Raw genomic sequence first — 13,309 nt, 5'->3', positions numbered from 1 at the left:
ATGAGCTTGCGTAGCATCCCCTCCGACATGGCCCGCCACAAGGTCGCCGGGATCGACTCCCTGCTGGATCGCGTCGTTGCCGAGTACGGCGTGTTTCTGCCGCTCGCCATCGAGAGCGGCAGCCGCGCCTGGGGCTTTGCCTCGCCCGACAGCGACTATGATTGCCGGTTCGTCTATGTGCGGCGCGCCGCCGATCATATCAAGCCATGGCCGGTGCGCGACGTCATCGAGTTTCCGCTCGAAGATGATTACGACGCCAACGGCTGGGACCTGGCCAAGGCGGTACAGCTGCTGCTGAAGGGCAATGCGGTCATCATCGAATGGCTGCGGTCGCCGGTGGTGTATCGTGGCTCCGCTTGGTTTCGTGATGACTTTCTCGCCTTCGCCAGGAGCGTGGCGAGCCGCGATGCCGTGGCGCGGCACTATCTGCATCTCGGTGAACGGCAACGCCGCGCGTATTTCGGCGACGGCACGGAGGTTGCGCAGAAGAAGATCTTCTACGCGCTGCGGCCAGCCGCGACGCTGCGCTGGCTGCGCCTGCACCCAAGGGAAGCGGTGGCGCCGATGCATTTTCCGACCTTGATGGCGGAGTGCGATCCGCCCGCGGCCTTGCAGGCGGAGGTGGCCGAGCTGATGCAGCGGAAAGCCTCGACCCGCGAGCTCGGCACCGCACCGCTGCCGCCCGTGGTGGCCGCGTTCGTCGAGTCCGAGTTCGAGCTGGCCCGGTCGGCCTTCAGCGAATGCCGCAGCAGTACGGCCGAGATGATGCAGCAGGCAGAGCAGTTCTATCGGACCGTGGTCGAGCGTCTGGAACGCGAAACGCAGGCAGGAGAGGCGCAGGGCTCTGTGGCGTCGAACTCATCATGATGCCACCCGTTTTCCGATTTGCCCCCAGCCCCAACGGCTATCTGCATCTCGGCCACGCTTTTTCGGCGCTGTTGAACTTCCAATGCGCGCAGCGGAGCGGCGGCCGCTTGCTGCTGCGCATCGAGGACATCGATCCGACCCGCTGCCGCCCCGAGTTCGAGCAGGCGATCTATGAGGACCTCGCCTGGCTCGGCATCGCCTGGGAGCAGCCGGTGCGGCGGCAATCGGAGCACCTTGCCGAGTACCGCGCTGCGCTGGACCGGCTGCGGGGCATGGGGCTGGTCTATCCGAGCTTCGAGAGCCGGGCCGAGGCCGCGCGGATGGTCGCGCAACGGGATGCAGAGGGGGCTTGGCCGCGCGATCCGGATGGCGCGCCGCTCTATCCGGGGACGGCGACCTCGCTCTCCGAGGCGCGCCGTGCGGCACTGATGGCCAGCGGCGCGCCCTATGCCTTGCGGCTCGACATGGCCGCCGCGGTCGCGCGCGCCGGCCGGCCGGCCTGGGACGAGCATGGCGCCGGGCCTTCGGGCGAGAGTGGCAGGGTCGAAGCAAGGCCGGAGGCCTGGGGGGATGTGGTTCTGGCGCGCAAGGAGACGCCGACCAGTTATCACCTCTCCGTCGTGCTCGACGATGCCCTGCAGGGGGTGACCGAGGTGGTGCGTGGGCAGGACCTGTTTCATGCCACGAGCGTGCACCGGCTGCTGCAGGTCCTGCTCGGCCTGCCGGCTCCGGCCTATCGGCATCACCAACTGATTCGCGACGCGCAGGGCCACAAGCTGTCCAAGTCCTCCCGGGCAACGGGATTGCGCGCCTTGCGTGCGGAAGGCGTCTCGCCGGCGGAAATCCGACACAGGATCGGCATGGTCTAGCCGCGTCCTGCCGCAAGCCCCGATGTCTCCCAACGTTTCCGGCGGGGACAACCTCCGGGGCATCGTGACACCCGGAAACGACCGTGCCATGCTGCTCAATGGCGCGGGTTATCGGGAGCTTCAATCGAAAGCGGCACGACGAGACATGACAGTACAAGTGCCCCTTCGTTTTTCGGAGTTCATGTCACAGGGGCCATGATGAAGCGCGTTCGGAAGATGAGTACGGGGCGTCGGGCCCGACCGGCCAAGCCGGCTGCGCCCAGGTCCGCCGGCGCGTCCAGAGCGCCCGCGGAAAAGGCGCCCTCCAGGACGACATCTCCGAGGATGCCGTCGTCCGCAGCACAAGCGCCGAAGACACAAACGCAGAAGACCAGGGCCGCGAAGGCGGCGCCGGCCAAGGAGCGCACCAAGGCGCGACCGCTCAAGAAGCACGTTCCTCAGGTCACGGCGATGGCGGGGAGCCGGCGAAGCGCGGCCAAGTCCGGAGTGAGGAAGCCCGAGACCGCGAAGTCCGTGCCCAAGGCTGCCGCTGGATCACCAGGAGTCGTCGAAGCCGCGCTGGCGGTGTTCGCCCATGAAGTGCGCACGCCCCTGACTGGCATTCTCGCCATCAGCGACCTGCTCGCCACCTCCGAGCTTGGCGAGCGCGAGCGGCGCTGGGTCGATACGATCAAGGCCGGCGCGGAGCATCTGTCGAGCCTCGCCACCCTGTTCGTCGATGCCGCCAAGGACGAGACCACCGGCGCGCTGCCGCGTGAGGATCTGTTCGATCTGCGCGTGCTGGCGCGGGCCGCCGGAGACTCGCTGTCGGGCCGCGCCGCCGCCAAGGGGCTGGATGTCAAGGTCCACGTTTCCGACGACTTGCCGGGACTCGTGATCGGCGACCCCGTGCGGCTGCGCGCTGCGCTCGAGAACCTGATCGACAATGCGGTGAAGTTCACCGAGCAGGGGGGCGTGGCGCTGGAGGTCGTTCCGGCACGCCGCGGCGGTCGCGGCAAGCCGAGCAGGGGCGCAGGCCGAGGCGCGGGCAGGGGCAGCGCCGCGATCGCCTTCCACGTCTCGGATTCGGGCATCGGCCTGACCCTGAAGGAGATCAAGCGGCTGTTCCGGCCGTTCAGCCAAGCCAATGTTTCGATTGCCTCGCGCTTCGGCGGGGCCGGACTCGGACTGTCCTCGGTCCGGCAACTGGCGCGCGCCATGGGCGGCGATGTCGCAGTGGCGCCGCATGAAGGCGGCGGCACGACCTTCACCCTGACGGTGACGCTGACCGTTGCGGCTACACCGCACGCCACCGCCGGCGGATCGGAAGATGGTGTCGCCCTCGCGCCGACGCGGCCCCTGCGGATCCTCGGGGTGGAGGACAATCCGTTCGGCCGCGTGGTGCTCAACACCATCCTCAATGAACTCGGCCACCAGGCGGAGTTCATCGGCCGCGGCGAGGCGGCGCCGGAGCGGATCGCGGCCGGCAATTACGATGCGGTGCTGATGGACATGGTGCTGCCCGGCATCAACGGCGTCGAGGCGATTGCTCGCATTCGCAAGCTGGACGCGCCCCACGGGACTATCCCGATCATCGGCGTGTCCGGACGCGGCGAGGACGAGGCGGCCTCGCGGGCTGCCGGCGCGGACGCGTTCCTGCTCAAGCCCGTTTCGCCGCGGGCTCTAGCGACTGCGCTTCTTGGAGCGACACGCCGCGCGGCAGCCGCGACTTGATGATCGAAGCGTTCAATTCGCCGCCATACACGAAGATCGCGGCGATGAAATACAGGAACACCAGTGCGATGATCACCGATGCGAGCCCTGCATACATCGTGACGTAGTTGTTGGCGAAGCGCGCCAGGTACTGGCCGAACACGATCCCTGACACCAGCGAGGCGATGAAGGTGAAGACGATGCCGGGCAGGATCTGCATGAAGCTGCGCCGCCCCGCCGGCAGCCAGGCGTGCAGGATGAACAGCGCGACCACCAGCGCGCTGATGGTGATGCCGTAGCGCGTCAGGTTGACGAAGCGCTCGTTGGCTTCGACCGCCAGCGGCAAATAGCGCCGGGCGGTGGCGAGCATCAGCGGCCCGAGCACGATCAGGAACGACATCGCCAGCGCCGTGAACGCGGCGACCAGGGTATAGCCGATCGATTCCAGCCGCAGCCAGTACCAGCGGCGCTGTTCGATCACGCCGTAGGCGCGGTTGAGCGCGACCCGCAGCGCCTCGACGCCGTTCGAGGCGAAGTAGACCGCGAGCACGGCGCCGATGGTCAGCGCATCGGTCCGGGTCGTGGTCAGCACGTCGTGGATCTCGCCGGTCAGCGCATCCGCCACCTGCGCCGGCCAAGTCTCGAGCATCAAGGTGGCGGCCTGGTCGGCCAGGTCCTTGGAGCCGAGAAAGCCGGCGAGCGAGGTCAGGACGATCAGGAAGGGAAACAGCGCCATCAGGGTCGACAGCGCGATATGGCTGGCGATCGCCCAGCCGTCGTCGGCGAGGAAGGTGTAGAACGCGTCCATGACGACGTGGAAGATGTAGCGAAGCGCCTTCACCTGTCCCTGCACTCCGCGAAAGAACGTGATTTGTACAATCCGATATTACGGGTCCAAAAGCCAGAAGTTGCAGCGCCGGCTGCGCGGATCCGCCATGGCGCTCTTGCGTTTGCGGTGTTATCTAGCACCGATGGCTTCACTTCTTGGTAAATTCATCCTTCCCATCGCCGTTGGCGCGGTCGCCCTGGTGCTGTTTCTCGGCCTCGTCAACATGACGCGCGGCGGCTCGCCGAACCTGTCGCAGAAGCTGATGCGCTGGCGGGTGATCCTGCAGTTCGTCGCGATCGTCGTTGCCATGGCGGCGATCTGGGCAATGGGGCGCTGAGACCGAGACGCCGAGGCGTCGAGAAACGGACGTTGAGAACGCAGCATGGTGGTCCTGAATCGCATCTACACACGGACAGGTGACGACGGTACGACCGCGCTCGGCAATGGCGAGCGGCGTCCCAAGTACGATCTGCGCGTCTCCGCCTATGGAACCGTTGACGAGACCAACGCTGCGATCGGCGTGGTCCGGCTGCATCTGGCCGATGCGCCCGAGATCGATGCGATGCTCGGCCTGATCCAGAACGATCTGTTCGACCTCGGCGCCGATCTCGCCGTGCCGCAGCGCGAGGGCAAGGCGGAGCGGCTGCGCGTCGTCGCGAGCCAGGTCGACCGCCTGGAGCGCGACATCGATACGCTGAACGAGCGGCTCTCGCCGCTGACGTCGTTCGTGCTGCCCGGAGGGACTGCGGCGGCGGCGCATCTGCATGTGGCGCGTACCATTTGCCGCAGGGCGGAACGGATCATGACGGAACTCGCCGGCAAGCCTGACGAGCCGGTCAGCGAGGCCGCCATTCGTTATATGAACCGGTTGTCGGATTTCCTGTTCGTGGCCAGCCGGGCGGCAAACCGGAACGGCGCCGGCGACGTGTTGTGGGTGCCGGGCCAAAACCGTTAACCCGCAAAACCGTTAACGCGGGGGCGTGCGGGCCTGCGTTTTTTCCCCCTCGCGCGTTGACCGGGGGGTACGGGGGCTTTAGGTTCCGCGCCCGAAAGGTCAACCCCGGACAATTTAGAGCGAAAGAGGATCGATGAAGGTTCTGGTGCCGGTCAAGCGGGTGGTCGATTACAACGTCAAGGTCCGCGTCAAGAGCGACGGATCTGGCGTTGAGCTCGCCAACGTCAAGATGTCGATGAATCCGTTCGACGAGATCGCCGTCGAGGAAGCGCTGCGGCTGAAGGAAGCCGGCAAGGCGACCGAGGTGGTGGTGGTCTCGATCGGGCCCGCGCAGGCGTCCGAGACGATCCGCACCGCGCTCGCGATGGGCGCCGACCGCGGCATCCTGGTCAAGGCCGAAGGCAACGTGGAACCGCTGGCGGTCGCGAAGATCCTCAAAGCCGTGGCGCAGGACGAGCAGCCGGGTCTGATCATCCTCGGCAAGCAGGCGATCGACGACGATTCCAACCAGACCGGCCAGATGCTGGCCGCGCTGCTGGGCTGGGCGCAGGCGACCTTCGCCTCCAAGCTCGAGGTCGAGGGCTCCGATTTCAAGGTCACCCGCGAGGTCGACGGCGGCCTGCAGACCGTGAAGCTCAAGGGGCCGGCGATCGTCACCACCGACCTTCGCCTCAACGAGCCGCGCTACGCGTCGCTGCCGAACATCATGAAGGCGAAGAAGAAGCCGATCGCCGAAAAGACCGCCGCCGACACCGGCGTCGATCTCACGCCGCGGCTCGAAGTGCTCAAGACCACCGAGCCGGCGGGCCGCAAGGCCGGCGTCAAGGTCAAGGACGTCGCCGAGCTCGTCAACAAACTCAAGACCGAGGCGGGGGTGCTCTGATGGCCACGCTGCTGATTGCCGAACACGACAATGCATCCATCAAGGACGCCACCAACAAGGCGCTGACGGCGGCGACAGCCCTCGGCGCCGATGTCGACGTGCTGGTCGCGGGCCAGGGCGCCAAGGCTGCGGCCGAAGCCGCCGCCAAGCTCGCCGGTGTCAAGAAGGTGCTGCTCGCCGATGATGCGGCCTACGCGCATGATCTCGCCGAGCCGCTCGCCGACCTCGTCGTCAAGCTCGCCGCGAACTACGACGCGATCGTCGCGCCCGCGACCTCGCGCTTCAAGAACGTGATGCCGCGCATCGCCGCTTTGCTCGACGTGATGCAGGTGTCGGAGATCATCAAGGTCGTGTCGCCCGACACGTTCGAGCGTCCGATCTATGCCGGCAACGCGATCCAGACCGTGAAGTCGAAGGACGCCAAGAAGGTCATCACCGTGCGCACCTCGACCTTCGCCGCCGCAGGCGAGGGCGGCAGCGCATCGGTCGAGACCGTCGCGGCGGCCGGCGATCCGGCGCTGTCGACCTTCGTCGGCGAGGAGGTCGCCAAGAGCGACCGTCCCGAGCTGACCTCGGCCAAGATCATCGTCTCCGGCGGCCGCGCGATGCAGAGCCGCGAGAACTTCGCCAAGTACATCGAGCCGCTCGCCGACAAGCTCGGCGCCGGCGTCGGCGCCTCGCGCGCCGCGGTGGATGCGGGCTACGCGCCGAACGATTGGCAGGTCGGGCAGACCGGCAAGGTCGTGGCGCCGGAGCTGTACGTCGCGGTCGGCATTTCAGGCGCCATTCAGCATCTGGCCGGCATGAAGGACTCCAAGGTGATCGTCGCGATCAACAAGGACGAGGACGCGCCGATCTTCCAGGTGGCCGATTACGGTTTGGTGGCCGATCTCTACCAGGCGGTTCCGGAGCTGACCGAGGCGCTCGGCAAGCTCGGCAAGTAACGCTCAAGACACCGGCCGCGTGGGACCGCGGCGGCCGGTGTTCTCACTTCCAAGGGCATGGGCGGGCGCAGCAGGCGTGCCGTTCGGGTGGATGACAACATGGCTCAGATCAACAAGCTCGGAGTGATCGGCGCAGGACAGATGGGCAACGGCATCGCGCACGTTGCCGCGCTGGCCGGGCTCGACGTGGTGCTCAACGACGTCACTGCCGACCGGTTGAAATCGGGCATGGCGACCATCAACGGCAATCTGACCCGCCAGGTCGCGAAGAAGGTGATCTCCGAGGACGCCCGCAACCAGGCGCTCGGCCATATCTCGATCAGCGAAACCCTCGACGGCCTCGCCGATTGCGATCTCGTCATCGAGACCGCGATCGAGAAGGAGGACGTCAAGCGCAAGATCTTCCACGATCTCTGCGCGGTGCTGAAGCCGGAGGCGATCATCGCCTCCAACACCTCGTCGATCTCGATCACCCGGCTCGCCGCCTGCACCGATCGCCCCGAGCGCTTCATCGGCATTCATTTCATGAACCCGGTTCCGCTGATGGAGCTGGTCGAGCTGATCCGCGGCATCGCCACCGACGACGCCACCTTCGAGGCGGCCAAGGAGTTCGTCGGCCGGCTCGGCAAGCAGGTCGCCGTTTCCGAGGACTTCCCGGCCTTCATCGTCAACCGCGTCCTGCTGCCGATGATCAACGAGGCGATCTACACGCTCTATGAGGGCGTCGGCAATGTCGAGGCGATCGATGCGGCGATGAAGCTCGGCGCGCATCACCCGATGGGGCCGCTCGAGCTGGCCGATTTCATCGGTCTGGATACCTGTCTGTCCATCATGCAGGTGCTGCATGAGGGGCTGGCGGATTCCAAATACCGGCCGTGCCCGCTGCTGGTGAAATACGTCGAGGCTGGCTGGCTCGGCCGCAAGACGCAGCGCGGCTTCTACGACTATCGCGGCCCCAAGCCGGTGCCGACCCGCTGATTTTACCGCCGCCGGGCTCGACCGATACGCTTCGTTAAGGCTCCTCGGTTAGCGTGCCGCTAGCGAGGTAAGCGCGTATGGACATGAGCTTGGTGGCTGCGGTCATGGCGCAGCAGGCGAGTGCGACACAGCAGCAGGTCGCCACGTCGGTGCTGAAGCAGAACCTGAACGCCCAGAAGGATGCGGTGCTGACGCTGCTCGGCGGCGCGCAGCAGACATTGTCGCTCGCCAATGCCGGCCCCGGCGTCGGCGGCAATCTCAACATCGCCGCCTGAGTTCTCCCGATTAGAGTCCCGCGGCCGCCTTCGATGTCGCCGCCTGGATCAGCTTGACCGCGTCGGCGCTGTCCCATTCGGCGGGACCCGCGATGGTCGCGATCTCGCAGCCATTGCCGTCGACCAGCACCGAGGTCGGCATCCCCAGCGCGCGGCCGACCGCCTTCAGATCCTGGAACACCTTGGCCTTCGGGTCACTGAAATAGGTGAGCTGCGTCAGCTTGGCGTCGGCGAGGAACGTCTTCGGCTTCTCCGGGTCGCGGGTGTCGATGTTGACCGCGACCACCTCGAAGGCGTCGCTGCCGAGCTTGGCCTGCAGCCCGTCCAGCGCCGGCATTTCCTTGCGGCAGGGCACGCACCAGGTCGCCCACAGGTTCAATAGCACCGTCTTGCCGCGGAAATCCGACAGCTTCTTCGCCGCCCCCGTGCCGTCCTCGAAGGCGAGATCCGGTAGCCGCAGCGGCACTGTTGCCGCCGTCAGCGCCGCCACCTCGCCCTTGATCAGCGGTGCGATCCGCTTGGCGGTGTCGACCGCCGCCTGACAGGCCTGGTCGCCCGCCGGCCGTCCCTTCAGCAATCCGCCAAGGGTCACCGCCGCGATGCCGGCCACGGCGACCACCGCCACGGCACCGGCCGCGAGCAGCGTCCGCCGCGAGGATGCGGGGCGGGCAGGGGACGGGTCAGGCTTATCGTTTGTCATCTCGGGTCGGTTGCGGCTATCAGAGGCGCGAATTTCGGGATACCGGACGGTGTGTCCCATCCAGCGGCGGTCAGCAAGGTCTTGGAAGCGGTTCAGGCATGAGCAACACGATGTGGGGCGGACGGTTCTCGGAGCGTCCCGACGAGATCATGGAGGACATCAACGTCTCGATCGACGTCGATCGCCACCTTTACGCGCAGGATATCGCCGCTTCCAAGGCGCACGCCGCCATGCTCGCCGCCCAGGGCATCATCACCGCGGGTGATGCGAAAAATATGGCTAAGGGTCTAGACACGATTTTGTCAGAGATCACCAAGGGTTCGTTCGAGTTCAAGCGGGCCCTGGAAGACATCCATATGAATGTCGAGAGCCGGCTCTCCGAGCTGATCGGCCCCGCCGCCGGCCGCCTGCACACCGCGCGCTCGCGCAACGACCAGGTCGCGACCGACTTCCGCCTGTTCGTCCGCGACACCATCGACGACATCGACGCGGCGCTCGCCGCCTACCAGCACGCGCTCGCCACCCGCGCGCTCGAATACGCTGGCACGGTCATGCCCGGCTTCACCCATCTGCAGACCGCCCAGCCCGTCACCTTCGGCCACCATCTGCTGGCCTATGTCGAGATGGCCGGGCGCGACCGCGGCCGCTTCCTCGATGCCCGCAAGCGGCTCAATGAATCGCCGCTGGGGGCCGCCGCGCTCGCCGGCACCTCGTTCCCGATCGATCGCCACGCCACCGCCGAGGCGCTCGGCTTCGAGCGCCCGATGGCCAATTCGCTCGACGCCGTGTCCGACCGCGACTTCGTGCTGGAGACCCTGTCGGCCGCCTCGATCTGCGCCGTGCATCTGTCGCGCTTCGCCGAGGAGATCGTGATCTGGACCTCGCCTTTGGTCGGCCTGATCAAGCTGTCGGACAAGTTCACCACCGGCTCCTCGATCATGCCGCAGAAGCGCAACCCGGACGCCGCCGAGCTGGTGCGCGCCAAGACCGGCCGCGTCATCGGCGCGCTGAACGGGCTCCTGATCGTCATGAAGGGCCTGCCGCTCGCCTATCAGAAGGACATGCAGGAGGATAAGCAGGGCGCGATGGAGGCGTTCGCGGCGCTGTCGCTCGCCATCCGCGCCATGACCGGCATGGCGCTCGACCTCGTGCCGGACGAGGCCCGCATGAAGGCCGCAGCCGGCGAGGGCTATGCGACGGCGACCGACCTCGCCGACTGGCTGGTGCGCACGCTCAAGATGCCGTTCCGCGAGGCCCATCACGTCACGGGCCGGATCGTGGCCTTGGCCGCCAAGCAGGGCGTCGCCCTGCACGAGCTGCCGCTGAAGGCGATGCAGGAGGTCGAGCCGAAGATATCAGCCGAGGTGCTCGGCGTGCTCTCGGTCGAGTCCTCGGTGAAGAGCCGCACCAGCTACGGCGGCACCGCGCCGAAGAACGTGGCCGCGCAGGCCAAAGCCTGGCTGAAGCGGCTGGAAAAACAGCGAAAGTAGGGCTCCCGTTCGAAATTTGATCGGCCCGGCGTGGCACTCCCGCACTCGTCAGGCCGGTGCATTCTCTGTATGGTGCCGCCCGCATGGGGATTTCACACGTGAATCGCGCTCGCCGTCCAACCTCCGCCGCCCGGGTCCTGCTCGTCCTGGGCGCTTCAGCCCTTCTGCTGGCCGCCTGCGGCCGCAAGGGTCCGTTGGACCTGCCGGCCAACTCCCCGCCGGCGCCGCAGATGTCGGCCGCTCCCGCCGACACCGCGACGGATGCCGCCAACAAGCCCGGCCTGTTCAACTCCGGCTACGGCGCCGACGCCGCCCCGGCCGCCACCCGCGGCCAGAAGAAACCCTTCATCCTCGACCCGCTGCTCGACAGCAAATAGAGCTCGAACTCCCTCTCGATCAGCGCTCGATGCCCCCCTCCCCTGGAGGGGGAGGGTCGCCTCACGGTGAGCGCAGCGAAGCGTGAGGCGGGGTGGGGCGATCTCTCCACGCGCACCGTCCTCGCGGCTTCACCCCACCCCGCTCGCCCGCTTCGCGTGCGATCGACCCTCCCCCTCCAGGGGAGGGTGGCAGCGCGGGTTTGACAATCCGACCCATTTCCCGGCAATTCGCCGCCACAATCAACCTTCTCGCGGCCCCGTGCGCGGACCTGACCCATGAACCACTTCGACTACCGCGACGGCGTGCTGCACGCCGAGGCCGTCAATCTCGCCGAGCTCGCCGCCACCGTCGGCACCCCGTTCTACTGCTACTCCACCGCCACGCTGGAGCGGCACTACCGCGTGTTCGCGGACGCCTTCGCCGGCCAGGACGTGCTGATCTGCTACGCGATGAAGGCCAACTCCAACCAGTCGGTGCTGCGCACGCTCGCCAAGCTCGGCGCCGGCGCCGACGTCGTCTCCGGCGGCGAGCTGAAGCGCGCGCTGGCGGCCGGCATCCCCTCGCGCAAGATCGTGTTCTCCGGCGTCGGCAAGACCGAGGCCGAGCTGCGCGCCGCGCTCGCGGCCGACATCCACTGCCTCAACATCGAATCCGAGCCCGAGCTCGATCTGCTGGCGCGCCTCGCGGTCGAGACCGGCCACACCGCCCGCATCTCCGTGCGCGTCAACCCGGATGTCGATGCCGGCACCCACGCCAAGATCTCGACCGGCAAGTCGGAGAACAAGTTCGGCATCCCGCTGGAGCACGCGCGCCGCGTCTACGCCCGCGCGGCGAAGATGCAGGGCATCAAGGTCACCGGCGTCGACGTCCATATCGGCAGCCAGATCACCGATCTCGGCCCGATGGAGACGGCGTTCCGCATCCTCGCCGACTTCGTGCAGACGCTGCGCGCCGACGGCCACGACATCTCCCATGTCGATTTCGGCGGCGGCCTCGGCATCCCCTATCACATGGACCGCGCGGTGCCGCCGGAGCCCGCCGCCTATGCCGCGATGGTCAAGCGCGTCAGCCACAATCTCGGCTGCACCCTGATGTTCGAGCCGGGACGGATGATCGTCGGCAATGCCGGCATCCTCGTCGCCAAGGTGATCTACGTGAAGCACGGCGAGGCCAAGAACTTCGTCATCATCGACGCCGCGATGAACGACCTGATCCGCCCGACGCTCTATGAGGCGCATCACGACATCCTGCCGGTGGTCCAGCCCGCGCCGGGTGCGCCGTCCTTCATAGCCGACGTCGTCGGCCCGGTCTGCGAGAGCGGCGACTACCTTGCGCTCGACCGCACGCTGCCCGAGCCCAAGCCGGGCGATCTCCTCGCCATCATGACATCAGGCGCCTACGGCGCCGTCCAGGCCTGCACCTACAACACCCGCGCGCTGGTTCCCGAGGTGCTGGTCAAGGGCGACCAGTCCGCGGTGATCCGCCCGCGCATCGAGGTCGAGCAGCTGATCGCGATGGATACACCGGCGCCGTGGTTGTGAGGGCGGGCTGACGCGCAATCCTGCTCTAATCGCCAGCGTGCCGATGACGGAAGGCTCCGCGATCTCAGTCTCACCCTCCCCTGGAGGGGGAGGGTCGATCGCGCGCGAAGCGGGCGAGCGGGGTGGGGTGATCTCTCCACTGGCATCGGTGGGCGTCGAGAGATCACCCCACCCCGGCCCACATGCGCTTCGCGCCTATGAGCCGACCCTCCCCCTCCAGGGGAGGGTGACTGCGGGTTGATCTCGAAGTCGCGCTCTTCCGCCTAGTTGGCGCTCATACCGCTTCGTAAGCCTCGATCTTCTCGATGTCGGGCGCGAGCATGTCTTCCGCTGTTTCGAGATCGAAACGGGCCTGCATGTTCATCCAGAATGCATCGCCGGTCTTGAAGAATTTGCCGAGCCGCAGCGCGGTGTCGGCCGTCACGGGTTTCTCTTCGCGCGCAATGCGCTCGATCCGCGTGCGCGGCGCGTTCAGCGCGGCCGCGACCGCATAGGGCGTGAGCTTGAGCGGGACGAGGAACTCTTCCCGCAGGATTTCACCGGGATGAACCGGCGGCAGTTTCTTCGCCATCTGCGCTCTCGTGTTCGTTGGCTACGCCCGGCCTGAAATTGCGGTGGAAATTGCGTCCATGACAGCCTCCAGCAACCGGTGGCTCGCCTTGGCATCCCGGGGGACGCTCTGAGCCGGGCTACGCCACCAATAGGTTTCCCAGTCCTGGTCGCTCATCTCCATCGCTGCAATGTCCCGGAGCTCAGCCAGCAGTGGTTCGAGCTCGTCGTCCCTGAAGAACTCGATCAGGAAGACGCCAAGCCGCTCTTCTGATGAGAAGACTTTGGCAGTTCCCTGAAAGAGCCCGCCGGCCATTCGATCGAAGAGCTTGTATCGCGTGGGGTCGATGGTGCTCATT

Annotated in this window: 16 protein-coding genes; 12 read left to right on the top strand and 4 right to left on the bottom strand. The window is 66.9% G+C overall.

The genetic code is table 11. The features are described 5' to 3' along the window. The 3 genes from ACQR0W_RS30745 (at nucleotide 1) to ACQR0W_RS30735 (ending at nucleotide 3,449) form a co-directional block, all read left to right on the top strand. Entirely contained in the window at nucleotides 1–867 is an 867-nt protein-coding gene (locus ACQR0W_RS30745; RefSeq protein ID WP_316171816.1) for a nucleotidyltransferase domain-containing protein, read from the top strand. Further along, nucleotides 867–1,736 carry a tRNA glutamyl-Q(34) synthetase GluQRS gene (gene gluQRS, locus ACQR0W_RS30740; protein ID WP_316171837.1) on the top strand — a complete coding sequence of 290 codons (870 nt, stop codon included), beginning with the start codon at nucleotides 867–869 and terminating at the stop codon, nucleotides 1,734–1,736. The genes ACQR0W_RS30745 and gluQRS overlap by 1 nt, the downstream gene beginning before the upstream one ends. A gap of 558 nt (nucleotides 1,737–2,294) precedes the next feature. Beyond that, complete coding sequence (locus ACQR0W_RS30735) at nucleotides 2,295–3,449, top strand: ATP-binding protein (protein ID WP_409999241.1); 1,155 nt, start codon at nucleotides 2,295–2,297, stop codon at nucleotides 3,447–3,449. On the opposite strand, the gene ACQR0W_RS30730 is transcribed toward ACQR0W_RS30735, so the two are convergent. Next, the gene (locus ACQR0W_RS30730) at nucleotides 3,376–4,269 is read right to left on the bottom strand and encodes a YihY/virulence factor BrkB family protein (protein WP_315718152.1); all 894 of its coding nucleotides are present in this window, start codon (nucleotides 4,267–4,269) and stop codon (nucleotides 3,376–3,378) included. The genes ACQR0W_RS30735 and ACQR0W_RS30730 overlap by 74 nt on opposite strands. A gap of 130 nt (nucleotides 4,270–4,399) precedes the next feature. Between ACQR0W_RS30730 and ACQR0W_RS30725 the strand changes: the two genes are divergently transcribed. The 6 genes from ACQR0W_RS30725 (at nucleotide 4,400) to ACQR0W_RS30700 (ending at nucleotide 8,292) form a co-directional block, all read left to right on the top strand. After that, the gene (locus tag ACQR0W_RS30725; protein ID WP_315718162.1) at nucleotides 4,400–4,594 is read left to right on the top strand and encodes a twin transmembrane helix small protein; all 195 of its coding nucleotides are present in this window, start codon (nucleotides 4,400–4,402) and stop codon (nucleotides 4,592–4,594) included. 45 nt (nucleotides 4,595–4,639) lie between these two features. Next, the gene (locus ACQR0W_RS30720; protein ID WP_315736202.1) at nucleotides 4,640–5,212 is read left to right on the top strand and encodes a cob(I)yrinic acid a,c-diamide adenosyltransferase; all 573 of its coding nucleotides are present in this window, start codon (nucleotides 4,640–4,642) and stop codon (nucleotides 5,210–5,212) included. Nucleotides 5,213–5,345: 133 nt separating this feature from the next. After that, complete coding sequence (locus tag ACQR0W_RS30715; protein ID WP_315718150.1) at nucleotides 5,346–6,095, top strand: electron transfer flavoprotein subunit beta/FixA family protein; 750 nt, start codon at nucleotides 5,346–5,348, stop codon at nucleotides 6,093–6,095. Then, nucleotides 6,095–7,039, top strand: coding sequence for an electron transfer flavoprotein subunit alpha/FixB family protein (locus ACQR0W_RS30710; RefSeq protein ID WP_316171814.1), 945 nt, complete (start codon nucleotides 6,095–6,097; stop codon nucleotides 7,037–7,039). The genes ACQR0W_RS30715 and ACQR0W_RS30710 overlap by 1 nt, the downstream gene beginning before the upstream one ends. A gap of 99 nt (nucleotides 7,040–7,138) precedes the next feature. Beyond that, complete coding sequence (locus ACQR0W_RS30705) at nucleotides 7,139–8,017, top strand: 3-hydroxybutyryl-CoA dehydrogenase (protein WP_315718147.1); 879 nt, start codon at nucleotides 7,139–7,141, stop codon at nucleotides 8,015–8,017. 77 nt (nucleotides 8,018–8,094) lie between these two features. Next, on the top strand, nucleotides 8,095–8,292 hold the full coding sequence (locus ACQR0W_RS30700) for a putative motility protein (RefSeq protein WP_315718145.1): 198 nt from the start codon (nucleotides 8,095–8,097) through the stop codon (nucleotides 8,290–8,292). A 10-nt stretch (nucleotides 8,293–8,302) separates the two neighbouring features. Here the strand turns inward: ACQR0W_RS30700 and tlpA are convergent, their stop codons facing one another. Further along, on the bottom strand, nucleotides 8,303–8,992 hold the full coding sequence (gene tlpA, locus ACQR0W_RS30695; protein WP_316171813.1) for a thiol:disulfide interchange protein TlpA: 690 nt from the start codon (nucleotides 8,990–8,992) through the stop codon (nucleotides 8,303–8,305). A gap of 98 nt (nucleotides 8,993–9,090) precedes the next feature. Between tlpA and argH the strand changes: the two genes are divergently transcribed. The 3 genes from argH to lysA all read left to right on the top strand — a co-directional run bounded on the left by argH (nucleotide 9,091) and on the right by lysA (nucleotide 12,401). Continuing rightward, the gene (gene argH, locus ACQR0W_RS30690; RefSeq protein ID WP_315718143.1) at nucleotides 9,091–10,482 is read left to right on the top strand and encodes an argininosuccinate lyase; all 1,392 of its coding nucleotides are present in this window, start codon (nucleotides 9,091–9,093) and stop codon (nucleotides 10,480–10,482) included. Nucleotides 10,483–10,565: 83 nt separating this feature from the next. After that, nucleotides 10,566–10,859 carry an LPS translocon maturation chaperone LptM gene (gene lptM / locus ACQR0W_RS30685; protein WP_315718142.1) on the top strand — a complete coding sequence of 98 codons (294 nt, stop codon included), beginning with the start codon at nucleotides 10,566–10,568 and terminating at the stop codon, nucleotides 10,857–10,859. Nucleotides 10,860–11,135: 276 nt separating this feature from the next. Then, nucleotides 11,136–12,401, top strand: a complete 1,266-nt coding sequence (lysA, locus tag ACQR0W_RS30680; protein ID WP_316171812.1) for a diaminopimelate decarboxylase — start codon at nucleotides 11,136–11,138, stop codon at nucleotides 12,399–12,401. 274 nt (nucleotides 12,402–12,675) lie between these two features. Here lysA and ACQR0W_RS30675 read toward each other — a convergent pair whose 3' ends face one another. Together ACQR0W_RS30675 and ACQR0W_RS30670 are read right to left on the bottom strand one after the other, a co-directional pair. After that, nucleotides 12,676–12,972, bottom strand: a complete 297-nt coding sequence (locus ACQR0W_RS30675; RefSeq protein ID WP_315718139.1) for a HigA family addiction module antitoxin — start codon at nucleotides 12,970–12,972, stop codon at nucleotides 12,676–12,678. A 21-nt stretch (nucleotides 12,973–12,993) separates the two neighbouring features. Then, nucleotides 12,994–13,308 carry a hypothetical protein gene (locus ACQR0W_RS30670; protein WP_316171811.1) on the bottom strand — a complete coding sequence of 105 codons (315 nt, stop codon included), beginning with the start codon at nucleotides 13,306–13,308 and terminating at the stop codon, nucleotides 12,994–12,996. Between the last annotated feature and the right edge of the window lies 1 nt (nucleotide 13,309).

This window comes from Bradyrhizobium sp. HKCCYLRH1034, from assembly GCF_051168375.1.
Lineage (GTDB): Bacteria > Pseudomonadota > Alphaproteobacteria > Rhizobiales > Xanthobacteraceae > Bradyrhizobium.
The sequence above is the reverse complement of the archived record's forward strand: the minus strand, read 5'-3'. Positions and strand labels throughout refer to the sequence as shown.